The organism is Chryseobacterium sp. C3 (assembly GCF_014218905.1).
GTDB classification, from domain to species: domain Bacteria; phylum Bacteroidota; class Bacteroidia; order Flavobacteriales; family Weeksellaceae; genus Chryseobacterium; species Chryseobacterium mucoviscidosis.
In genome coordinates this window covers 92,857-114,952 of sequence record NZ_JACLCU010000002.1, presented here as the reverse complement: position 1 = coordinate 114,952, position 22,096 = coordinate 92,857, and the positions used below count along the sequence as shown (strand labels likewise).

At 33.4% G+C, this 22,096-nt stretch carries 24 protein-coding genes; 5 read left to right on the top strand and 19 right to left on the bottom strand.

Going from position 1 to position 22,096, the window contains the following annotated elements:
• Positions 1-53: 53 nt before the first annotated feature.
• The 8 genes from H6W53_RS04315 to H6W53_RS04280 form a co-directional block, all read right to left on the bottom strand.
• The gene (locus H6W53_RS04315; RefSeq protein WP_002977279.1) at positions 54-881 is read right to left on the bottom strand and encodes a PRTRC system ThiF family protein; all 828 of its coding nucleotides are present in this window, start codon (positions 879-881) and stop codon (positions 54-56) included.
• Entirely contained in the window at positions 881-1,621 is a 741-nt protein-coding gene (locus H6W53_RS04310) for a PRTRC system protein B (protein ID WP_002977276.1), read from the bottom strand. The genes H6W53_RS04315 and H6W53_RS04310 overlap by 1 nt, the downstream gene beginning before the upstream one ends.
• 19 nt (positions 1,622-1,640) lie before the next feature.
• Positions 1,641-2,549 (bottom strand): hypothetical protein, encoded by a 909-nt coding sequence (locus H6W53_RS04305; RefSeq protein ID WP_313089809.1) that lies wholly within the window; start codon positions 2,547-2,549, stop codon positions 1,641-1,643.
• 104 nt (positions 2,550-2,653) lie between these two features.
• Positions 2,654-2,830 (bottom strand): hypothetical protein, encoded by a 177-nt coding sequence (locus H6W53_RS04300; RefSeq protein ID WP_002977271.1) that lies wholly within the window; start codon positions 2,828-2,830, stop codon positions 2,654-2,656.
• 31 nt (positions 2,831-2,861) lie between these two features.
• Complete coding sequence (locus H6W53_RS04295) at positions 2,862-3,080, bottom strand: PRTRC system protein C (protein ID WP_002977268.1); 219 nt, start codon at positions 3,078-3,080, stop codon at positions 2,862-2,864.
• Between the two features lie 9 nt (positions 3,081-3,089).
• On the bottom strand, positions 3,090-3,638 hold the full coding sequence (locus H6W53_RS04290) for a PRTRC system protein E (protein ID WP_027383749.1): 549 nt from the start codon (positions 3,636-3,638) through the stop codon (positions 3,090-3,092).
• 9 nt (positions 3,639-3,647) lie between these two features.
• Positions 3,648-4,085: a hypothetical protein gene (locus tag H6W53_RS04285; RefSeq protein WP_002977264.1), complete on the bottom strand. Its 438-nt coding sequence runs from the start codon at positions 4,083-4,085 to the stop codon at positions 3,648-3,650.
• A gap of 15 nt (positions 4,086-4,100) precedes the next feature.
• Complete coding sequence (locus H6W53_RS04280; protein WP_002977263.1) at positions 4,101-4,502, bottom strand: single-stranded DNA-binding protein; 402 nt, start codon at positions 4,500-4,502, stop codon at positions 4,101-4,103.
• Between the two features lie 1,182 nt (positions 4,503-5,684).
• Here H6W53_RS04280 and H6W53_RS04275 point away from each other — a divergent pair.
• Entirely contained in the window at positions 5,685-6,476 is a 792-nt protein-coding gene (locus tag H6W53_RS04275) for a hypothetical protein (RefSeq protein WP_002977259.1), read from the top strand.
• A 54-nt stretch (positions 6,477-6,530) separates the two neighbouring features.
• Positions 6,531-7,625, top strand: a complete 1,095-nt coding sequence (locus tag H6W53_RS04270; RefSeq protein ID WP_002977257.1) for a hypothetical protein — start codon at positions 6,531-6,533, stop codon at positions 7,623-7,625.
• A gap of 62 nt (positions 7,626-7,687) precedes the next feature.
• Here the strand turns inward: H6W53_RS04270 and H6W53_RS04265 are convergent, their stop codons facing one another.
• The 6 genes from H6W53_RS04265 to H6W53_RS04240 all read right to left on the bottom strand — a co-directional run bounded on the left by H6W53_RS04265 (position 7,688) and on the right by H6W53_RS04240 (position 12,101).
• Positions 7,688-8,479 carry a toprim domain-containing protein gene (locus H6W53_RS04265; protein WP_228457750.1) on the bottom strand — a complete coding sequence of 264 codons (792 nt, stop codon included), beginning with the start codon at positions 8,477-8,479 and terminating at the stop codon, positions 7,688-7,690.
• Positions 8,480-8,546: 67 nt separating this feature from the next.
• Positions 8,547-9,638, bottom strand: a complete 1,092-nt coding sequence (locus tag H6W53_RS04260; RefSeq protein WP_027383751.1) for a hypothetical protein — start codon at positions 9,636-9,638, stop codon at positions 8,547-8,549.
• Positions 9,622-9,978 carry a DUF3853 family protein gene (locus H6W53_RS04255; protein WP_002977252.1) on the bottom strand — a complete coding sequence of 119 codons (357 nt, stop codon included), beginning with the start codon at positions 9,976-9,978 and terminating at the stop codon, positions 9,622-9,624. Before H6W53_RS04255 ends, H6W53_RS04260 begins: the two co-directional genes overlap by 17 nt.
• Positions 9,979-9,992: 14 nt before the next feature.
• Positions 9,993-10,343 (bottom strand): helix-turn-helix domain-containing protein, encoded by a 351-nt coding sequence (locus tag H6W53_RS04250; RefSeq protein WP_002977250.1) that lies wholly within the window; start codon positions 10,341-10,343, stop codon positions 9,993-9,995.
• A 204-nt stretch (positions 10,344-10,547) separates the two neighbouring features.
• Entirely contained in the window at positions 10,548-11,804 is a 1,257-nt protein-coding gene (locus tag H6W53_RS04245) for a type II toxin-antitoxin system HipA family toxin (RefSeq protein WP_002977248.1), read from the bottom strand.
• A gap of 9 nt (positions 11,805-11,813) precedes the next feature.
• Positions 11,814-12,101, bottom strand: a complete 288-nt coding sequence (locus H6W53_RS04240) for a helix-turn-helix domain-containing protein (RefSeq protein WP_002977244.1) — start codon at positions 12,099-12,101, stop codon at positions 11,814-11,816.
• Between the two features lie 148 nt (positions 12,102-12,249).
• Between H6W53_RS04240 and H6W53_RS04235 the strand changes: the two genes are divergently transcribed.
• Positions 12,250-13,068: a hypothetical protein gene (locus H6W53_RS04235; RefSeq protein ID WP_185205010.1), complete on the top strand. Its 819-nt coding sequence runs from the start codon at positions 12,250-12,252 to the stop codon at positions 13,066-13,068.
• 5 nt (positions 13,069-13,073) lie between these two features.
• Here the strand turns inward: H6W53_RS04235 and H6W53_RS04230 are convergent, their stop codons facing one another.
• The 5 genes from H6W53_RS04230 to dnaK all read right to left on the bottom strand — a co-directional run bounded on the left by H6W53_RS04230 (position 13,074) and on the right by dnaK (position 18,402).
• On the bottom strand, positions 13,074-13,604 hold the full coding sequence (locus H6W53_RS04230; protein WP_002977239.1) for a hypothetical protein: 531 nt from the start codon (positions 13,602-13,604) through the stop codon (positions 13,074-13,076).
• Positions 13,605-13,780: 176 nt separating this feature from the next.
• Entirely contained in the window at positions 13,781-14,452 is a 672-nt protein-coding gene (locus H6W53_RS04225) for a hypothetical protein (RefSeq protein WP_002977238.1), read from the bottom strand.
• Between the two features lie 5 nt (positions 14,453-14,457).
• Positions 14,458-15,747, bottom strand: a complete 1,290-nt coding sequence (locus H6W53_RS04220; protein WP_002977236.1) for a site-specific integrase — start codon at positions 15,745-15,747, stop codon at positions 14,458-14,460.
• 4 nt (positions 15,748-15,751) lie between these two features.
• Positions 15,752-16,306: a helix-turn-helix domain-containing protein gene (locus H6W53_RS04215; RefSeq protein ID WP_002977234.1), complete on the bottom strand. Its 555-nt coding sequence runs from the start codon at positions 16,304-16,306 to the stop codon at positions 15,752-15,754.
• Between the two features lie 203 nt (positions 16,307-16,509).
• A complete protein-coding gene (gene dnaK / locus H6W53_RS04210) occupies positions 16,510-18,402 on the bottom strand; it encodes a molecular chaperone DnaK (protein WP_087709164.1) in 1,893 nt (630 codons plus the stop codon).
• 560 nt (positions 18,403-18,962) lie between these two features.
• Here dnaK and ppk1 point away from each other — a divergent pair.
• On the top strand, positions 18,963-21,035 hold the full coding sequence (gene ppk1, locus H6W53_RS04205) for a polyphosphate kinase 1 (RefSeq protein WP_185205009.1): 2,073 nt from the start codon (positions 18,963-18,965) through the stop codon (positions 21,033-21,035).
• Positions 21,032-21,916 carry an exopolyphosphatase gene (locus H6W53_RS04200; protein ID WP_087709168.1) on the top strand — a complete coding sequence of 295 codons (885 nt, stop codon included), beginning with the start codon at positions 21,032-21,034 and terminating at the stop codon, positions 21,914-21,916. Before ppk1 ends, H6W53_RS04200 begins: the two co-directional genes overlap by 4 nt.
• The last annotated feature ends 180 nt before the right edge of the window (positions 21,917-22,096 follow it).

Here is a 22,096-nt window from a genome sequence, read left to right as displayed (position 1 = left end):
AAAAATGCGTTTTCGACCATAGGAGAAATTGCATTTTTGCCACCCGATTTCCATCAGGCAACTTTTATAGGCTGTGAGTTAAAATTTTGAAGATTCAGAAAAAATCCCCTGTTTTCGGTCATCCCATTTCGAAATAAATTCCAGAGGAGTGAGCCTCCTAATTGGGCTAAAGAAGAATTAATAAATAAATCCTGTTTCTCAAGTGCTTCTGCCAAACTGCAACTTGGAGTATCATCTACTGTTTCTGACTGTCTCAATAAATCACCGTATTCATCGGTTATAAAAGCAAGATTGGAAACCGTTTCATATTTTTGAGAATCAGGCTGTCTAATATCTCCGATTGTCGAGAGTAATACCTGTCCTGTACATTTACTGTTTCCAAAATCCATCCAATATTTTGCTGTATTACGATGTATATAAGTATCATCCAAAGTTTTTAAAACCTCAGCGATTTCAAATCTTGTTTTCACATTATCGACACAGGAAATAAAAATATTGGCGGTCATATTACTCGTAATCCTGTCCGAAGCGTCTCTTTGAAATTTTCTAGTCTCCGCTTTCCAAGCCGTTCCGAAAAATCGGTTTGTCCTGTTGATTAATGCTGTCGCTTTATTAAGTCCAAGTTCGCTTTCAGCAAAAAGCTGTCTGCCGAGATTTGCTTCTTCTACCCTATCATCATCCCATAACATTACAGAAAGTCCGGGATGATCCATTTCGTTAAGCGCATAATTTATTCTGCCCAAAGCAGTAAGCATCTGCGAACCCGTTCCTCCTGCCCCTATCAGATTTATAGATATTGGGTTTGTCGGCTGAATAAAATTACTATAGGTAAAATGAACTCTTGGCTTATTATTTACAATTGAATTATTTTGAATATTCATTACAGTAGGTTTTTTAATTTAAGATTAGATTTTATAAGCACATCATTTGGAAAATCCTTTCTGTTCTGAACAAGGTCTTTCCAAAGCGAGACACAATTTCCCTTTATAGGATTATGATTGTACATTAAGTGACTGAAATAGGAATTGAAAAAAAAATGCTCCCAAGTAGCCGTAAATTCTTCCAAGGAAGCTGACTTTTTAATTTTAGTATCAACGTTCCCCATACAAACACTCCCGTTATCATAGATGTTAAAAAATGGTGCGTGATATAGCGAAGTCTCTTCTGTTGGTCGCTGATTGTAATCAACAGCAAATATCTTCAAATGCAGTTTATCAGCACACCAAATTAAGGATGGTACTTTCGCTGTACCATTTGGTATTTCCAAATCCTTAGAAAAATATAATTCTCGTTCTGAAAATTCTGTGTACCAAATCACTTTTGCATTTTCTGAATTGTCGATGAGTAAAATATTAGAAGAAATAATTCCCTGTGGTTTAAGAAATTCTTTTTCTCTGCAATTTTGAATTTTAAGTCTTTTTGCTAAATATTTAGCTTCGTTGGTTGTAAGTGGATGTGCATTAATGGGACTGCCATCTTCATCCATATCAAAATATTCAACGTACATATCAGAAAGCTTATCATCACTTTCGTAGAAAACTAATGCTGATTTTGGATGATAAAGATTTTCAAAATCTTCTGTTACATCTTTTGCTTCAATATTATTATTTTTTCGTTTCATAACTAATTCGAGTTAAGATTTATAGACTTGAAAAGTCGCCAAGTATTCCTGCAAGCTGATTAAGAATTTCAAAAACTTCACTTTCAAAATCCAGACTGTTATCTGAAACTTCTTTCCCATCAAAAACTTTGAAAACAATAGGTTCTTGAATTTCAGCATATTCATTGAATTCATTATTTACACTATCGATAATACTTTGATATGCCCATCCTCTATCATCAGCAAAAAATGAAATGTATTTATCCATTGAAATAACGGCTTCATCATTTTCATCGTAATCGAATTCATCATCATTAGAGAAGTCCTTATTATTATTAAAATGTATGTTTCTATAGATGCGTTCTTCGGGAAATTTGCTGTATAAGGAGAAAGCTTTATTAGCAAGATTCAAACATTCAACATCAAAACTATCTTTTGCTTTAAATGAAGTTACACGCTGTTGAAAAAATGACAAATTATTGATAGATGCAATCTTCTGCTCCATAATATCACCAATTAATTCAGCCTGTTGTAATTGCTTTTTATATTCACAATTTTCATCCAATTCTTCATCTTGGTCAATCCAGTCGCTTAGCATTTCATATAACCAAAATAAGTATGAAGCTTCCTGTCTGTAATAAGGAATATCAATAATCCGATACAGATAAGTGCATACAGAAAGTAGCATTTGAGCTGTTTTTCTGTATTTCTTATGATGAAGCATATTATGAAGAGGAACGACAGGAATATAGTAAAGAGTCATTCCTGTACTGATTCTTTCTTCGCTCACAAAATATAGGCAGTTACCTTTGTGCTCCAATTTAATATCCTGCCAATTTTTGATACTCGTTTTCATTTGCTTTCGGCAATGATTCAGAGATAGTGAGATGTTATATGGAAATTCAAAATCTTTATGATCAGATTGAGAAAGATTATAATGCTCTGACATTTGGGAAAGGGATTTATAAAAATCCCTCTCCAATTTTATTGTTTTTGATTTTGACAAATTTGATGTTGTGCTACATTCTTTAAGCTTTGGCAGAAAAGCCGTTTTCAGAAAACCATTGGTATTTGTGCCAATGGGACAGACTTTCTCTGGTCTTTCTGTACTTCCGAACTGTCTTTTTCCTGCTTCATCCATTTCATAAAATCGCCTACCTGCTGATGAACCTGTTTTTGTTTTTTTTCTTCCGGAATTACTATTTTTCCTTTTATAATATTTTGTTGCATTCATCTTAATTTTGATTTAATTCATAAACTGTTATCCTTTAGTTCCCATTACACTTTCAAATTGATATTGAATAGTGTCATCTTTAATCAGAGGAGCGGAAACCTTTGCAGTGGTAAGAATTGGATAATTATTAGCATAAAAATTCATCACTGCTTCTACACTCCATTTTGGTTCGGGGTCTGTCAGGCGAATATCCTGTCCATTATCTTTCAGAATGAAAACCCGTTCTAATTGTGTTGCGAGTAACATAATCTATATTTAAATGTTGGAAATTTCTTGTGGTTCTTGTGGCTCGGAAAAAAGACTTGGAGCAAGATGGACTTCATATTGTTCCTGCTTTTTCCTGATGTTATCTGCCTTATCGGGATAATCTGAAATTTTAGGTAGAGCAGACCACGCATCTTTATATTTGCCCTCCTTTTCAAATTGCACTGCCTTTTGTAAGGATTCAGTAAATTTTTTATCCTTTGTTTCCTTTTCTTTTTTCTCCTTATCACTTTTCTCCTTTTCCATTGCAGATTTCTTCTTGGCTTCTTCCATCTGTTTCATAAAGCTTTCCATATTTACCATTAAACCCGAAGCAGTCTGTAATGGTGTGCCTACCGTTTCAAAGAATCCGTTATCAAGCTCTTCTGCTGTTCCCTTTAAATTAACAGGTGGAATCAATTTTCTTGCTTCGTCTCCACACTGCTCATTATTGAGCAATATGGATAGAACAAAGCCATTTTCTTCTGTTGGTCGAAGTATCAACTGCAAGTCACCTTTTAAATTAAGTTTGGCGAGTTGTCTAAAAAAATTGGTCTGCATAGCTTTCAATTAAGTTGTCTGTGTTAATTCGTTCAGAGAAAATTGGAGAGTCCAATATTCAGTACCCAAATGCTTTTCAAAAGCATTATAAATGGCAGTACCATCAGTAAAAACCTGCATCTGATAACAGTTTAATACAAAATCCAATGGTTTCAATTGACTGATTTCTTCTTCATTAGTTTCCACGAAAAACATATCATTGTTTTGAAACCAATCTTTAATTTCAGAGAAGCTTTCATCCGTAAACCTAAAAAAATCAACTGCTTCATCTTTATAATTAAGCCATTTGAAAAAAGTATCATTTTCAAAAGGTTTTACAGAGTCCAATCTTTCAGTACATAATTCTCTCCATTGTTCAGTAGTATGAATGATTGCAAAATCACTAAATTCATTTGAATCGATGGATTTGATAAAAAGATAATCTGTAGGAATTTTTGATATTTTCATTGTTTAAATTTTAAATTAAAATGGTAAATCATCATCCTTATCTCCGACTAAAGCACTTGCTGTTTGTGGTTTGGCTTCGATGGTTGAATTAGTATTAACATCCGCCTTACCTCCTCCTCCGTGAACTTTAATAAATGATGTGAGAAAATTTAGACCCGAACGAATCTCTCCATCTTTTCCTATCCAAGCACTTGCACTTGGTTTTCCTGTCAGCTCTACCAAAGTACCTTTGGTAAGAATTTTAGCTACATTAGAACTAATCCAGTATGAACAGTTATAAAATGTGGTCTGTTCTACTCTATCTCCTTGTTTATTTTTAAAGCTATCATTTATAGCTACTGAAAAATTAACAACTTGTCTGTCATTTGCTAATGCGTTAACTTCCGCATTCTTTGTAATTCTGCCTACGATGTTCATAATAATTGAATTTAAATTGTTTAAAATTATTTTCGTTTTCTAAAAATTTCTTGAGTGAATTGATTTGGTATCGAGGACACTCGGTTTTCTCTATTGTTTTTCCTAATTGGAAATGATTATTTATATATTTTTTTGATATTTCCGAAGATGTCAAAGAGCATAAGTTGAATTGATTTGTATAACTGAGGTTCCGGTTTTTCTTTGCTTATGACCATAGAAAAAGAGCAGGCGCATAAAACCCAAGGAAAAAGAGTCACTAATTATATTTATTTTCAGGGCTTGAAATATTTTTGTCCGAAGGATTTAGGAGTTTCTGACAAATTATCGGAACTGGTGTAGAAAATTTTTTAGATACCCAAAAAGATTTTTTTGTGAGAAAGCCTCTTTTCTACATTTGCAATTGTAAAAACAAAAACACAGTTATTAAATCAACTTATCAATTTACACTGGTGAATAATATCAAACTAATTGCAATACATATTGTTTACAATCGGTTTATTTGTAAAGATGTAAAGACATAATTTTTGTACTAAAAGATTATATTTTTTCTTTAAAAGCAAAAGCTTAAATTCCTTTTAGAGAAAAAAGAACTTTTATATATTTTTAGAAATACTTTTACTGTACTCCACTATTATCCTGCAGCAGCTGTTTGAGAGGATTTTAAGAATGAGTGTGTTTCCGAAAGATAGATGATCGCTTTTCCGAAAAAGAGATCAGTGCTTTTCCGAACATCAATCAAAATACGAATGAGTGCGTTTCCGAATTTTTCAATCCAACATTCAGTATTTATCCACAATTATCAAAATTTCGACAATGTAAAGAGTTCGTTTCCGAATCTAATAGTATAAAAGAGATAATTTTCGTCCGACTAGTTGGGTTTAGGAGCGCTTTTCCGAAATATCCAGAGTGCTTTTCCGAAATAAAATGAGCGCCTTTCCGAATTGAAGAATTTGCTTAAACCGATTATACTTTTAAATGACATAGTCATAGGCGACAAAATAAACTCAATGGTCACATATGTTCAATTCTTAATCATAGATCGCCTTGAATAAAACTTTTGAATATTCAATTATGACTTTTTACAATCATAAAAGTTCACTCCGCCATTTATAACAATTAGTTTAATAGCAGTAATACGGTTAAATATGAATTTTGTAAAATAATTTAACAAAAGAATTACTGATGAAAAACAACTTTTTTATGCTGCTTTGTTTCTGTGTTAATTCATTTCTGTTTTCTCAGGTAGGAATCAACACCTCATCTCCTGAGACTACTTTTGAAGTTGTAGGAAAAGCAGAAGACATCAATCATTATGATGGAATTCTCCCCCCACGCATTACGGGAGATCAGTTGCAGAAAAAAACATACAATTATTCAAAGAAAGGTGCTGTTATATTTGTCACCACTGCACCATCAAACTTATCAGGTCAGGTAGCTGATATTACAGAGCCAGGGCTATATTACTTTAGCGGATATTCGTGGAAATCTATATCCAATCAAAAGGAACCAATAGAATATAGAATTATTCTGTCATTTGATAACAGCAATGATGATGTTCTGACAGAATCATCAAAGTGGTCTGAGCCTCTTAATCTTTCGTCTGACAAAAATGTTTACTTAACATCCTCAAAACATTATTCGATAGGAACAAAAAAATATGGAGGCTTTAAAGGCTCGGTAACTTTAAGGAAATTAGAAGGGATAGTGAATATAAAATTTGAAATTAGCAGAGCATCTGATGCACCTAATGTTTTAGATGATGTTTTATTTGATATTTCGGGAATATGCAACGAAATCGGATACTTTCCTAAAGATATAGTTTTTATGCAAAATGAAAATTCAACTTATGTAATTCCGGTACTGCTTCAAAATAATACCATATATATTATTGCAGGAAACTTAAATATGATAAACTCAAACGCCACTGGTGAAGTGCAAGGCTACTCAAATTGGATCAAACCTCACTCCAAATAGCTATACCACAAAAGTAGATTCTAAAAACATAGTGAACTATAATCAAATAACAAAATGAAAAACAACTTTCTAAAACTATTTTTTTTATTGATAAGTGCCAACTTTTTCTCACAAGTCGGTATCAATACTCAAACGCCTAAAGCTACCTTAGAAGTAGTAGGCAAACCAGATGATGCCAATCATTTCGATGGGATCATTCTACCAAGAATTAGTGGAGATCAATTGGCAACAAAAACTTACACTACAGCACAGAAGGGAGCAATAGTTTTCGTTCTATCACCTGCCACCAATTTATCAGGGCAATCTGTTCATCTTGAAAAGTCAGGTCTATATTATTTCGACGGTCAAAAATGGGTTCCATTACTTCAAAGTGATCCATTGGAAGTTGTCTCTCAAACAGGTAATACTTCCACGCTGGAACTTATTGTAAAAAATAATCTGAAGCTTGATTTTGATCAAAAAGAAAATTATATCATCGGTAAATCTAGAAGCACTATCGCCGGTGAATACAACTCAATTTTTGCAACGGACTCAAACATAACTTCCGGAAAAGGGAATTCGGCCAGTGCCTATGCAATGTCTCAAGGAGAAATTACTGGAAAACTAAATTATGGAGCGGGGGTATCAGCACTAAATGGTATTATTAATGGAACAATTTCCGGAAACAGGAATATTGGAATCGGTGCAGGAGCAATGTCATATATCACATCAGGCAATGATAATATTTCTATAGGATATCTGTCGGGTACAGGCAATAGAACTGGATCTAATAATGTTTTTATTGGTGTCGGTGCAGGAAGCCCCGCATCTGGAAATAGAAGTATTAGTAATAAGCTGGCAATTCATTCAACACCAGTAACCACCAGTTCAACAAATTTTTGGGATAGCATTACAAACAATTATACAGACTATAAGTTTGCGCTAATCTCTGGAGATTTTTCTGAAAGATGGCTCAATATCAATGGAAAACTGAGTGTTACACCTTCACAAATGCCCGATGCAGACGGAGATCCAGCTTACACCAAAAAAGTTGTAGCCAAAGCGGATGGCAGCTTTGGTTTTGCAACTGAAGTAATTCCTATTCCCCCATCAAATGGAACCTTTATATTAAAAAGTGTGAACGGAGTGCCAGGATGGGTTACTCAATAAGATTAATTTCAAAATGAAACCGCTACTATTAAGTAGCGGTTTTGTCTTTACTGAAAACATCATCACCTTATCAGCCACTGATTCAAATCTTTATAATGTTGGTACATCCAGGAAAAATCTTCAACATTTTTATAGCTGTTGCGGATCTGCTCTACGACAGTTTTTCCCGTTTTATCATTATCAAGAAATAGAGATATTTTTTTGTATTTCTTTAGTATTTTATCTCCCGCTAAGAGCATCGATGTTGAATTAAAGACTAAATAATCTGCATCTGAAGAAAATTTATCATCTTCTATCGTTTTATATGACAAATAATCAAAAAAGCCCTCAAATACAACAATTTCATTATTTTGCTGATTTCCCTTCTTTATTAACGTCACATCTTTTGGTCCGAGGCAGATTTTAGAATATTTATTACGGACTTCAATACCTCCTGAATTATTAAAAAAAGCAATCGCAAAATAATATTTATCTTCTATTTTGTAATGGATCTCTTTGATAAGACTTTTACAATTCAAAACTCCCCTTGACTTAAGATACTCTAGCAACGCAGGATGCTCGACATCGATTGTTTTTAAAACATTATAAGTAAAGCCATCATTTGTTTCAACCACATTATCTATTGTAGGCGAAAAATCAAGCTTATTTAAATATTCAAGCGCTGTTGAAACATTACATTTATTAATAGCTTGAACTATTGATATAACATCATATATTTTACCTGTTCCAAAATCAAAAGCTGTATTCTTAATGAAATCTACAGACAGGCTGGCTGTTTTCTCTTGTCTATCTAATGCAAAATAAAATGCTGTTCTTTTGTTTTCTTTTACAGGGAATAGACCATAGGATTCCATAACCGTCCTGATACTGACGTTTTGTTTTATTTGCTCACAATTCATTGTAAATAAAATATTAGATTAATTAAAAAATGACGGGATATCCATCCGGAAGAAATTTTCCCATTCTTGTGTCCCGGTAAAGTTCTATCATAAGTTGTTGTATCTCCTTTAAAAATACCTTACCACTAAAATCAGAGGATCGTAGTTTTAATTTTCTATTTTTTTTGATAAAGTAATTGTAAGATTTCTCTATCAGCTCTCTTGTCTGTAATATATTTCGATAATGATATGCGAACTGCAGCATTTCCTGCTCCTGCAATCTGTACCTTTTTTTAAAATAATTAATTCGATAGGTGATGAACAAGTGTTCGCTATCTATATTCAAATCTGCTTCCTGAATTTTTTCAGTGGAATATGGATGAATTGCAATGTTTTCTCCTTTGCATTTGAAATTAAATGACACTGTACTGTATTTATCGAGACTGCCCTTAACCTGTTTTAAAAATTTAAAACAAAAATCATTTGCTGTTCGATAATTTAAGTCAAACTTCGAATTAAATGTTGACAGTTTCAATACAGTGCCAGTTGATGGAAGTTTAGCCAGCCAAATTGCAAATATGATATGTTTATTATTTTTAATATTATACACCAACTGATAAAGCATATAATTATATTCCGGTATTACAATTAATTTCTTCAGCCAATAACTGCTGATAAGAAAAGATGTGTAGCCTCTTTCATCGTAGGTTGGTGTTGATATAAGTCCTGCAAAAGTTTTGATTTCCTTACCTTTTCTATTCTGGGACTTATACCATCCCATCTTAAATTTTGCTAAAAACTCATAGGCATTAATTACCTGCTTTGTTGAGCCACTGGGAGAAATTTTGCTATTCTTAATTTTAAGCAGGGCGAAAGTATTATTTTCAGTCTCAAAATCATCATCGAACAAAGAGAGTTGCTTCGGACGATCTTCAGGTCTGAATTGTTCATTACTTATAATAGAGATTATATTAAATATAACCCTTAGCGCATTGATGGGAATGTTGGCGGCTTGACTATTTTCATCAAAGATAAAATCATCAACAAAATGGTTGCCTATTCTTATACTCTCAGGAATTCTTTCATTTTTAAATTCCTTGCGAATGATTTTCTGACTGCTATCTTGTAACGACATCATCTTTTTCTTTATTGCAGTTTATTAGTTCATATTCATTGTTAATTAGAACTAAAGCTCTCTCAACGTCCAGGACAATTTTTCGCCCCTCCTGAGTGATCGCATCTTTAATTTTACCGCTCTTTTTTAATCTCATAGCAGATGAAATACTGCAATTAAATAACTTGGCTATACCTTTAAGACCATACACATACTTTTCATCAATTATTTTATTTTGCTGCAAGGATCTCTTTGTACGATTTGTTATATAAATATTTTCATATTTAAATAAACTTACTAATTCCTCCCCGGTCATTTGCCAAATAAGCTTTTGCTTTAGTTTATTAATTTCGTTAGACATCGATCGCATTTTTATTAGTTATGTTGTCTTCTGCGATTTTTCTTAAAATCCGCTTCACATTCCTCGGTAATTTCCTGCAAGGTCTTTTTCTTGCCTTTAGAAATCCAGTTCAGTATTTCTTCTTCAAAAAAATATAGTTTCTTACCGTTTTTGTAGCATGGGATTTTTCTTTCTCTAACAAGAGTGTAAATGGTTGGTTTCGCTTTACCGATTAAGGATGCTACTTCATCTATTCCGATTGGAATTTTTTTGAGAGGTATAACAACATCTTCTTTTGATACCAGATGCTTTATCTCAGCAAGTTCACGAATTAAGAAGGCGACTGCTTGTGGTAAATTTTCAAATGAAATATTTTGCAAATCCATAATACTTGATTTTAATTATTATGGTGCAAATGAAAAAAGTGTTTTCGCTGTGTTTGAAAAACACGACGAAAACACTTAAAACACTGTGTTTTTGTAATCGATATTAAGCAATAAGTTTTTACCTACTGTTGAAACTTAATTTTTATAGCTCATTCTAAACGTATTAATCAATTAAAATTTATTTACTAAGATTATTTTAAAAGATTAATTTTCAAATGGTAAAAATGCAGATCTCATACGCTCTTGTTCAGATCTGGGTATTCCAATCTCGCTAGCAATACTTTCCCATCCTCTTACAACCGAAATGACTTTTTCAATGATTTCATCCATTTCATTTTCGTTCAGTCTAAATTGAGCGCCCACTTCCTTAGCAAGTTCAAGATCCAAAGCATTATTATCTGTATCAATATTTAGAGCAAGTCCTTCTTTATCCACAGACGGATTAATGTCATAGGCTGGTGAAAGTATCCATCCTTTTGGGGTTAAAATAAATCCGTGATTTCTAAGGTGATCATCTGTGTTTGATATACAAATACTAAACACGATTCTTCTCCATAATTCCTTCAAATTATTGTTAACATCAATACCGTAGTTCGTAATAAAATCAACGATATCAAGGTAACTTGCAGTTGAATCTCTTAATTTTTCTTCATTGTTTCCTGTCATAGTCATAGCTGACGAAAAATGAATTCTTCCGGAGTTTGTTCTATCAAATCTTTTGGTGAAAAATGTATGATAGCTGTTACTTAATTTTTGAATCTTTGTTTCTGACATATTAATTCCGGCATCAGTAGCTAATCGGTATGCCAGATATTCCCACGCTGCCTTATCAATTGTATCATTTTTTGAAGGAAATTTAGCAATCCATAAATTTTTTTCCTGATCCATAACATTAGCTTTCGGTCTTGCACCCCCTAATGAAGATCCTGGAACTACAAGCAGTGCTAATAACCTTTTCATTTTAGGCTCATCTTCATTTTCAAAACTTTTCACGGCTGCCTCCAACTCTCTTAATGATGACCAGGGTGGTGTAGGGTTATTCTCATCATCATCTAAAAAATTTCCATCTATTGAAGTCTTAAATCGCAGAGCACCCATCCTTGTTTGGTCATACACTCCTAATAAATAATCCAGATCATAAAGTTTCTTTTCTTTCTCTCCAGTTTCTTTGGCTACCTGAATAGATTTTCTTTTCATTAGTGTTCTTCCCCAAGTATCAGGCATACTATCCATAAAAACACCAAAATTTTCTTTATTGGTTGGATATTGTGGACCTCCAAACAACTGAAGATCAGGATCTATTAAATTTTGACCCGCACTTTTAATCCACTCTTTATCATATTCAAAACTAAAGGACTTTTTTCCTTTACCCTGATGAGCTGACAAAATCCCCATTAAATGAGGACCTTGAAGGTCAATCCAATCTGCATATACAAATATGTCAACTTTAGTAGATTTCATTTAATTATATTATTTCAGTAATTCTAAATCTTGCAATTTTCTTCCAAATTCATCATCAGATCCAAGCTTTAAAATATCATCGCTAAGACCCAATACTCTCAAAACATTAAAATATGATCCCATTGCCACACTTGGATCACCTTTTTCAATAAGATGTAGTGTTGAACGTACAATTCCGGCTCTCTCTGAAACCTGCTCTGTAGTTAATTTTCTTCTTTTTCGAGCAAGTTTAATATTCTCTCCCATTTGTTCCAGCAGAGCCAAATACTTGGGTAAAATTATTTGTTTCTTTTTCATAATGTCCGTTATTTCATACAAAATTACACATTTTGTATGAAATAACGGACATTTTAAATAAAAATCTCCTCCATTTGACTTTTCAAATAAAAAAGACTAACTTTGTATTATTTCTTATGTATACATAAGTAAATAATACTACGTACTAATGAATTTTGAAAAGATTGTTGATGCTTATATTGCTGGTAGTCCTCACAGAAAGGCTTTAAATAAAAAGGAATTTGATTATTTGGTACAGGAAATTTCGAGTTTTCGCAAATTCAAAAAATTAAGTAAAGAAATTAGCGAATACATACTTCAAAAACATTACACCTTAGAACAAGATTTATATATTTTCAATGACTCCAATCCTGAAGTTGTTGACTTGGTTTATGCGTATAACAAATATACACGCTTTAGCCACCATTCAGCACTAATAATGCATCAAATAAGTACTATTGAAAACAACGCCATCTATTTATCAGAAGAGATCGATAGCATTTCCAGTCCTAAAAACACCTTAACTCAAGGAAATATAGATTTAGCTTTTAGTAAACCTCAGAGAGTCACAAAAAATATAAAGCAATTCAGAGACAAAACATTTTACTTTCTTAAAAATCAAAGCAGTACTACAATGGAAACCTTCATTAATGGAGTAAAAGTTTCAAATCTTGAAAAGACACTTATAGACTGTACTGTAAGACCACTATATTCCGGTGGAACAAAAAATATCCTTAATGCATTTGCTATGGTAAAGCAATTAATTGACGCAGATAAATTACATCATCATTATAAAAAATTATCATTTGTATATCCTTATCACCAAGCTATTGGATTCTACTTGGATAATGCAGGTTATAAAGAAGAGTTTTACAGTAAATTTCTGGCAATGAATAGTGATTATGATTTTTACTTAGACTATCAGTTAACTTCACCTCAGTACAATCCGAAGTGGCGAATCCATTACAATGAAGACATTATCCAATAAAAAAATTACTTATAATTTATCTTTATCTTTTCAAGGAAATTTCTGCACACTTCAAAGAGTTGAAAGATATTGTTTGCTTGGATAATACTATGTCTTTGCTGAAAAAGAGTTTCTCTAAATGATTCTGCATCAAAGACTGCATCAGATGGATCTTTTGTCAGGGCTAAATTAACGCTGATACCAGTTGTCAAATCGTTGTTCAAAATACTTCTGATATCAACAAGGGGCTTTAGATAAAAATTTAATTCTCCAATACGCCCCTGACTTTTTGAAAAAGGGAGATCGTGATTTTTGCCGAGTACATCCATATACTCTGTTAGACGAATCCTCATTAATTCTTTCTGCCTCTGAATATCAGTATAAGATATAAGTTCTTTCTTTATCGGGTCAATTTCACTTTCGATCCGTAAGATTTCGTTTTTGGTCACTTCTATATCAAAAAGAGGATTATCTAATTTATCCTGTTCTATAGATAGCGAATTTAATTTACCTTCAATTTGTTGCAGTAAAAAAGGAATATTCTCTACATTCTTCATTTTATGTAAAATCTATTTATGATAAAATTTCTTCTAAAAAAATTTAACTATTAATAATGTATTATAATTTTTTGAAATATTCCCGACATTTAAGTTCGTAAATGGATAGCTTCAGAAATATTAGTAAATGCTCAATAATCGCTACGACTATGCAAGGAGTTAAGATATTTATTATACTAAAATTTTAAATCTCTTTTTATTTTAATGATACCTTTTTCATCATCATCTTTTAAATGACTTTTAATTGAGTCCGTTTCAACATCTTTTAGTGAATGTTGAAAAACTTCTTTTAAAAACAATGCTACTTCATATTGATTTCGCCTATCAAAGTGCTTCCAAATGTTCCAGCCAAAATGATACAAATCCATATTAGATAATTTGTGAACCCTTACAGGGCTAAAATTTTCTATTTTTTCTTTCTTAGCATACTTTGTAATGTAGCTGCATAGGTTTTCTAAATCATTAACAGATGTGTATAGCGCAAATTGCTCCTTTGTATATCTTAATGCAATCTCAAGCTTATTATCGAACTTTACAACTTCTTTAAATTTTAAATCTTCTTTAATATCAGCAATAGTAACAGGTCCAGAAAAGAATTCATTAACCAAAACTAGATTTTTTCTTTTAGTAATAATTCTGCTTATAATTTCATAGATAGTATGCAAAAACAATGTTAGACCTGAATAAATAACAACACCTACGAAAATCACGACTATAAAAAAGATATTTGCCGTAAATTCATCGGACCCTTTATCGATAAAATATGTTCTGACTTGAGTTCCTAAAAGGATACATACCACTATAATGGGTAAATACATACATATTAATTCAAAATTTTTGACTTTCATATTTATTAGTTTGCTTGTATAATTTCTTGGTTTTCTTCTAAAATATTTTCATCCAGCTTAATAGCTCCAGCTGCTCTATTTTTCAGTTCATCAACTACTTTAGCATAAACTTGAGTTGTTGTAACTTTACTGTGTCCAAGCATTTTACTAACTGTATAAATGTCTGTTCCTAAAGAAAGCTGCAATGTTGCAAAAGTATGTCTGAAGCAATGAAAAGTTATATGCTTTGTTATTCCAGCTGATTTGACCCATTTTTCGAGAGGTCTCGAAATCCAAGAGCTATCTTGTAAATTTTCAAATACTAGCTGTTCGGGAAGTCTCGGAGTTCCGCATAAATGAATTGCTTGTTCAGAAATCGGTGTATACTCGACTCCTTTTGTTTTCTTTTGTCTAAATTGAATTTTGATTCTATTTGACTGAACATCAATTTCTTTCCACTTAAGCCTTTTAATATCACAATGTCTTAACCCTGTCAGTGCAGAAAATAAAGATGCTCTTTTCAATTCATCATTTTCACAAGGAGTATTTACTAAAAGATTAAGTTCCTCCAAAGAGAGATGTTCACGGAAAGATTCTTGCTCTCCAATACCTTTAATCTTTGCTGATAAGTCAATTATAAAATAACCATCAATAAAAGCTTGGGAAACTATTGCCTTAAAAATAGAAAAGTACGTTGCAGCACTATTATTTGAAAGAATTCCTTTCTTTTTTCCGCGATAGGGCGCCGATAAAAGATAAAGCTTAAAATCATCAGCAAAACTCAAATCAATTTTTGAAAATCTTAAATCATCTCCGGAAAACTCTATAATAAATTCAATTAAACACCTCCAGTTAGTTCTAATTGAATCAGAACTATTATTTGAGCCGTGTCTTTTCTTTAGCAACCTATTACAGTAATCTATAAATTTTTCTTTTTGTTTTTCTTGCAATTCGGCCTTAATAGCATCGCTATCACTATACAAGTCGACATTATCATATTCTTTTTGGCGTAGTTTACGAATTCCATCAGCATATAACATTGTCTCCCTGTCACGCTCACTCTTACAAACTATAATTCCATTATCATCACGCTTTGGTTTAAAGGCTTTTGTCCCGTCCTTTAGGTTAGTTCTGCTTGTTCTTTTTTTATCCCATTCAACCGTATAAACAATTCTATTGAGATACTCCCTAGAACGTTGCGGTTTATTTTTTCCAGCAATAAATACAGGATAACTCTCCAAATAGACATACCATTCATTTCTATCCTCAGCTTTACGCAATCTAACTGTAACTTGAGTTTTTGAAAGTTGTTTCATAAGCTTAATCTATAGTACCATTATATAATTTGTCAATCTCGCTTTTTGGAGCATAAACATAATTACCAATTTGACGGGTGGGAATTGAGTACTTTCTGATATGCTTGTATACACTCGTATCGTGTAACTGAAATTTTTTGGAAATCTCACCAATAGTATAGCAATTCTCTTCAGAAAGATCATACAAGTTAGGATTAGAATTTTTCTTTTCAATCTTTTCTTTAGATGCCGGAGGAAACATTTCTTGCAAAACTTCACGATTTACTTTTATTAAACGAGTTCCTTCATTAATAGAAGGTATTACATTTTGTTTGATAAGTCTATAAAGTGTTCTTTTTGCAATGTCAAAGAGTAAAACAGCTTCAGGGACTGTCAAGAGAATTTTATCTAAAGGAATCTGATCAATCAGTTCTTGTCTTTTTAATTCTAATTTTTCTTGACGCTTTCTTTTCTGGTAAGCATTTTTTATACACTGCTCACGACAATAAAATGAAGTTACTGTCTTAGGTATAAATTCCTGCGAACAATGCAGACATTCTCTTTTAATCCTTTTAATCATACATATAGAAAAACTAAAGGTAAGAAAAAAAATCTTAAGTGCCACATCTTCTCTGCTTAAGTGCCGGTACAAATATGGTACAAATGTGTAATAAAAAACACTTAAAAAAGCACAAAATCAAAAATCTTTGAAAAAACAAAAATCCCCACAAACATACGCCTGTGGGGATTTTCTATATTTTGTTAATTAATATTAATCAATAACTACTTAACTTCTTCGAAGTCTGCATCCTGTACATCTTCTGCACCTCCTGCATTTCCTGCGTTCTGCGCTCCTGCATCAGCTCCCGGCTGTTGTCCTGCTGCGTACAATTCTTCTGAAGCTGCCATCCAAGCTGCATCTAAAGCTTCTGTTTTAGCTTTTACGTCATCTGCATTTTTAGCTTCGAAAGCTGTTTTCAATTCTCCGTGAGCAGTTTCAATAGCTGCTTTTTTATCAGCAGATAATTTCTCACCAAACTCTTTCAATTGCTTTTCAGTCTGGAAGATCAATCCGTCTGCTTTGTTGAAGATTTCAACTTCTTCTTTTTTCTTAGCATCGGCAGAAGCATTTTCCTGAGCCTCTTTCTTCATTCTTTCGATTTCTTCGTCAGAAAGACCTGAAGACGCCTGAATTTTAATAGACTGTTCTTTACCCGTTCCTTTATCTTTAGCAGAAACACTTAAGATACCGTTTGCATCAATATCGAATGTTACTTCAATTTGAGGAACTCCTCTTGGTGCAGGTGGAATATCTGTAAGGTCGAATCTACCGATTTCTTTGTTGTCGTTGAACATTGGTCTTTCTCCCTGTCCTACTCTGATGCTTACAGCTGGCTGGTTGTCAGAAGCTGTAGAGAATACCTCAGATTTTTTAGTTGGGATCGTAGTGTTTGCTTCAATTAATTTAGTGAAAACAGAACCCATTGTTTCGATACCTAAAGAAAGTGGCGTAACATCTAATAAAAGAACGTCTTTTACGTCTCCGGTTAGTACACCTCCCTGAATTGCCGCACCAATTGCTACAACCTCATCCGGGTTAACTCCTTTAGAAGGTTTTTTACCAAAGAATTTCTCAACTTCTTCTTGGATGATCGGGATTCTTGTAGAACCTCCTACCAAGATTACCTCGTCGATATCTGAAGTAGATAAACCTGCATCTTTTAACGCTTTCGCAACCGGCTCCATAGATCTTCTTACCAAATCCGCAGATAACTGCTCGAATTTAGCTTTCGTTAAAGTCTTTACTAAGTGTTTAGGACCTGTAGCCGTAGCTGTAATATATGGAAGGTTAATTTCTGTCTGCGGAGAAGAAGACAACTCGATTTTAGCTTTTTCAGCAGCTTCTTTCAATCTTTGTAATGCGATTGCATCAGACTTTAAGTCAACCCCTTCTTCAGCTTTGAATTCATCTGCCATCCAGTTGATGATTACATCATCAAAATCATCACCTCCTAAGTGTGTATCTCCGTTTGTAGACAATACTTCGAATACACCGTCTCCTAAATCTAGGATAGAGATATCGAAAGTACCACCTCCTAAATCGTATACCGCGATTTTCTGGTCTTTATGGTTTTTATCTAAACCGTAAGCCAATGCAGCAGCAGTAGGCTCGTTGATGATTCTTTCTACTTTAAGACCTGCGATTTCACCCGCTTCTTTAGTAGCCTGTCTCTGTGCGTCGTTGAAGTATGCAGGAACCGTAATTACCGCTCTTGTTACTTCCTGTCCAAGATAATCTTCAGCAGTTTTCTTCATTTTCTGAAGCGTCATTGCAGAAATTTCCTGTGGAGTATATTCTCTGTCGTCGATTTTTACTTTTACGGTATCATTTGGTCCGGAAACTACTTCATAAGGCACTCTTGAAATTTCTTTCGCATCTTCTTTAAAGTGAGTTCCGATGAATCTTTTAATTGAATATACTGTTTTCTTTGGATTCGTTACCGCCTGTCTTTTTGCAGGATCTCCTACTTTTCTTTCACCATCTTCTGTAAACGCAACGATAGACGGCGTTGTTCTTTTACCTTCTGCGTTAGGAATAACAACAGGGTCTTTACCCTCCATTACAGCAACACAAGAGTTGGTTGTTCCTAAGTCAATTCCAATTATTTTACTCATAATATTTTTATATTTTTTCTAATTTTTAATTTTAATTTACACTCAGTATTTCTCAATATTTATACCATTCAAAATTTTGTGACAAATTGACAGAAACAATCTGAAACAGGAAAAAATAATTTTATTTTTCAGCTTGAAAATTTTAGAAATACAGTTTAAAATAAACCTAAACTTTACTTTTTAAATGATTTGAATTTTTGTCACAGCATCTATTATTTTCAGCCACACCATATCAATTTTGTCACTTCTGGGCATTTCTAATTATAAGCTGTTAGAATTTTATACTCACATTATTAATAAGCCAACTTATCACTATGTCGAAGCTTCAGTTTGCGATTAAATTTTAAATTAGTTTAAACAGATAGTATGATTAATTCCTATTCTTTTAAAAATATCAAATCAGAGCTATAATTTTCCGGATAGTTTTAATAACTTTAATGGATTACAAAAATCATCCGGTTTCAGAATCTTTTTGGCTCTAAAATTTAATTAAAGCTTAACGCAAAAAGGTTTCAAAGGATACCACGAATTATTATTTTTGATAAATTATACATTAGAGAATGTCATTACATTTCAATCCGAGAGATATTACCTGGCTTGCCTTCAACGAGAGGGTTTTACAGGAAGCCATGGACGAAAAAGTCCCTTTACATTTAAGAATCCGTTTTTTAGGAATTTTCTCCAACAATTTAGACGAATTTTTCCGTGTGCGGGTTGCAGGTTTAAAGCGCGCCATGGATTTCAAAGAAAAAGTAATTGCAGAATCTTTTTATCAGCCGCCTTCCAAAATACTCCAGAAGATCAATGATATTGTGATGCGACAGCAGCAGAATTTCGATAAAACGTGGAAGAAAATTCTTGCTGAAATGGCGGAACATCATGTTTATATTAAAACAGCTAAAAATTTATCTGCTAATCAGAAAGAGTTTGTAAGAAAATATTTTGATGAAGTGGTAGAATCCAACGTCATTCCTATTCTGCTTCATGAGAATACACCGATGCCTTATATGCGGGACAAAAGTCTTTATCTGGGTGTCGCGATGAGGAAAAAAGACTGGCAATATTCCAGCAATTACGCCATTATTGAAATTCCGTCACGTTTTGTAGGAAGATTTGTTTTGCTTCCTTCCGAAGATGTGGAAGAGAAAAATGTAATGCTTTTGGAAGATGTCATCACCTTCAATTTACCCCATATTTTCTCTTATTTCGGATATGATGAATTTGCAGCCAATGCTTTTAAAGTAACGAAAGATGCCGAGCTGGAACTCGATAATGATATCCGGACTAATTTTGCCGAAAAAATTGAAAAAGGCTTAAAAAACAGACGAAAAGGAAAACCAACCCGTTTTGTTTTCGATAAAGATATGGACAAGGCTCTTCTTGAGATGCTGATCCGAAAATTAAACCTGACGAAAAAAGACAGCATTATTCCCGGAGGAAAAATTCATAATTTTAAGCATTTCATGGATTTCCCGGATGTTTTTGAGAGGTATGAAAAGCCTGTTGAAAGAACTTCTTTTACCCACCCTGCTTTTGAAAATACAGAAAGAGTAACGGATGTTATTCTGAAACACGATGTTCTTCTCACCTTCCCTTATCACAAATACAATCCTGTAATTGATCTTCTTCGTGAAGCGGCAATGGATCCTGATGTAAAATCCATCCAGATCACAGCCTATCGTTTAGCGAGCAGTTCGAAAATTATCAATGCTTTAATTTATGCGGCAAGAAACGGTAAAGAAGTGACGGTAATGCTTGAGCTTCAGGCAAGATTTGATGAAGAATCAAACCTTGAATGGAAGGAAATGCTGGAGCCGGAAGGCATCACTGTACTCATTGGAATTCCAAATAAAAAAGTTCACGCAAAGCTATGTGTCATTAAAAAAAGATCTCATAATAAAACAATTCAGTACGGTTTTGTAAGTACCGGAAATTTCAATGAGAAAACTGCGAGAATTTATGGAGATCATCTGTTAATGACGGCAGACCGCGGAATTATGGCAGATATTAATAAGGTATTCAATGTTCTGAAAAAACCGAAAGACGATTATCTTCCGATTTTAAAAACCTGCAAAAATCTTCTCGTATGTCCGCAGTTCATGCGTGAAAAGATTGTACATCATATTGATAAAGAAATTGAAGAAGCCAAAGCGGGAAGACGAGCAGAAATAATCGTTAAAGCCAATTCTGTAAGCGACCGTTCCCTGATTGAAAAGTTATACGAAGCGGCACAAGCCGGAGTTGTCATCAGAATGATTGTAAGGGGAATTTACTGCGCTGTCAATCAGAAAGATTTTAAAGAAAAAATAAAGGCAATAAGCATTGTAGATGAATATCTGGAACATGCCAGAGTGATGTATTTTTACAATAAAGGAGCCGAAGATATGTATATTTCTTCCGCAGACTGGATGACGAGGAATCTGGATTACAGAATTGAAGCTGCCGCAAAGATTACGGATAAAAATCTGAAGAAAGAACTGAAAGATATTCTCGACATACAGTTGAAAGATAATGTAAAAGCACGTATTTTAGACAAAAAACTGAGCAACGAATACATTCACAATCCGAAGGAAGAATGCCGTTCTCAGATTGAAACCTATCGATATTTAAAAGCCAAAACAAAGAAAAAATGAAGATCGCAGCCATAGATATAGGAAGTAATGCAGCCCGACTTTTGATTAATGAAGTAAAAATTAACAATAAACAACCCGAATTCATCAAACTTAATCTTTTGAGAATTCCTCTGAGACTGGGAATGGATGTCTTTACCTTAGGAAAAATAGGTGAAGAAAGGGAAAAAATGGTGATCGACTCGATGAAGATTTTCAGCGATCTGATGAAAATCTATAAGGTGGAACATTACAGAGCCTGTGCTACGAGCGCCATGCGTGACGCAGCCAACGGACAGGAAATTATTGAAGAGGTGAAAAGAACTTCAGGAATTAATATTGAAATAATTTCCGGTGATGAAGAGGCTACTCTGGTTTTTGAAAATCATGTGGCAGAAGGACTGGATAAGGAATTTGCCTATTTGTATATTGATGTCGGCGGCGGTTCTACGGAACTTACCTTTTACGAAAACGGAAAAATGAAATACGAAAAATCTTTCAATATCGGAACCATCCGTTTGCTGAACAATCTGGTGACACCCGACAACTGGAAAGATATGAAGGAAGAGATCAGAAAAAATATCAACAGCAAAAAGCCGATTGTTGCCATCGGTTCAGGAGGAAATATCAACAAAGTTTTCTCCATGAGCAAAACGAAAGACGGCAAACCGATGTCTCTTTCTCATCTTAAAAAGGTATATAAGGAGTTTGATGATCTTACGGTTGATGAAAGAATGACAAAATACAATCTCCGCGAAGACAGAGCCGATGTTTTGGTTCATGCTTTACATATCTTCAATAATGTGATGACATGGTCGGAAATCAACAGGATTTTTGTTCCGAAAATATCTGTTGCAGATGGTTTAATTCACAATATTTACACCAAATTACAGGATAAAAAATAAGATTTTCATTAATAAATTACAGAACCGGTCATTTACTGATCGGTTTTTTATTTTGGCAAAGGTTTACGAGTTTGTTTGATAGTTTCGGGGGGGGGGTGGCCCCCCCCCGCCACAACCAACCCCCCCCCATTATAATTAAAAATAAAACCAAATAAAAAAAAACAAAAAAAAAAAAAAAAT

Coding starts and splice junctions, on each gene's coding strand:
- H6W53_RS04285 (WP_002977264.1), bottom strand. CDS start 4,085: ATGAAAATATCAAAAATTCCTACAGATTATCTTTTTATCAAATCCATC.
- H6W53_RS04255 (WP_002977252.1), bottom strand. CDS start 9,978: ATGTCTAACGAAATTAATAAACTAAAGCAAAAGCTTATTTGGCAAATG.
- H6W53_RS04295 (WP_002977268.1), bottom strand. CDS start 3,080: ATGTTACTCGCAACACAATTAGAACGGGTTTTCATTCTGAAAGATAAT.
- H6W53_RS04310 (WP_002977276.1), bottom strand. CDS start 1,621: ATGAAACGAAAAAATAATAATATTGAAGCAAAAGATGTAACAGAAGAT.
- H6W53_RS04230 (WP_002977239.1), bottom strand. CDS start 13,604: ATGAAGAATGTAGAGAATATTCCTTTTTTACTGCAACAAATTGAAGGT.
- H6W53_RS04270 (WP_002977257.1), top strand. CDS start 6,531: ATGAAAAACAACTTTCTAAAACTATTTTTTTTATTGATAAGTGCCAAC.
- ppk1 (WP_185205009.1), top strand. CDS start 18,963: ATGTCATTACATTTCAATCCGAGAGATATTACCTGGCTTGCCTTCAAC.
- dnaK (WP_087709164.1), bottom strand. CDS start 18,402: ATGAGTAAAATAATTGGAATTGACTTAGGAACAACCAACTCTTGTGTT.
- H6W53_RS04200 (WP_087709168.1), top strand. CDS start 21,032: ATGAAGATCGCAGCCATAGATATAGGAAGTAATGCAGCCCGACTTTTG.
- H6W53_RS04215 (WP_002977234.1), bottom strand. CDS start 16,306: ATGATTAAAAGGATTAAAAGAGAATGTCTGCATTGTTCGCAGGAATTT.
- H6W53_RS04245 (WP_002977248.1), bottom strand. CDS start 11,804: ATGAAATCTACTAAAGTTGACATATTTGTATATGCAGATTGGATTGAC.
- H6W53_RS04260 (WP_027383751.1), bottom strand. CDS start 9,638: ATGTCGTTACAAGATAGCAGTCAGAAAATCATTCGCAAGGAATTTAAA.
- H6W53_RS04250 (WP_002977250.1), bottom strand. CDS start 10,343: ATGGATTTGCAAAATATTTCATTTGAAAATTTACCACAAGCAGTCGCC.
- H6W53_RS04220 (WP_002977236.1), bottom strand. CDS start 15,747: ATGAAACAACTTTCAAAAACTCAAGTTACAGTTAGATTGCGTAAAGCT.
- H6W53_RS04265 (WP_228457750.1), bottom strand. CDS start 8,479: ATGGAATCCTATGGTCTATTCCCTGTAAAAGAAAACAAAAGAACAGCA.
- H6W53_RS04240 (WP_002977244.1), bottom strand. CDS start 12,101: ATGAAAAAGAAACAAATAATTTTACCCAAGTATTTGGCTCTGCTGGAA.
- H6W53_RS04280 (WP_002977263.1), bottom strand. CDS start 4,502: ATGAACATCGTAGGCAGAATTACAAAGAATGCGGAAGTTAACGCATTA.
- H6W53_RS04315 (WP_002977279.1), bottom strand. CDS start 881: ATGAATATTCAAAATAATTCAATTGTAAATAATAAGCCAAGAGTTCAT.
- H6W53_RS04225 (WP_002977238.1), bottom strand. CDS start 14,452: ATGAAAGTCAAAAATTTTGAATTAATATGTATGTATTTACCCATTATA.
- H6W53_RS04300 (WP_002977271.1), bottom strand. CDS start 2,830: ATGCAACAAAATATTATAAAAGGAAAAATAGTAATTCCGGAAGAAAAA.
- H6W53_RS04235 (WP_185205010.1), top strand. CDS start 12,250: ATGAATTTTGAAAAGATTGTTGATGCTTATATTGCTGGTAGTCCTCAC.
- H6W53_RS04275 (WP_002977259.1), top strand. CDS start 5,685: ATGAAAAACAACTTTTTTATGCTGCTTTGTTTCTGTGTTAATTCATTT.
- H6W53_RS04290 (WP_027383749.1), bottom strand. CDS start 3,638: ATGCAGACCAATTTTTTTAGACAACTCGCCAAACTTAATTTAAAAGGT.
- H6W53_RS04305 (WP_313089809.1), bottom strand. CDS start 2,549: ATGTCAGAGCATTATAATCTTTCTCAATCTGATCATAAAGATTTTGAA.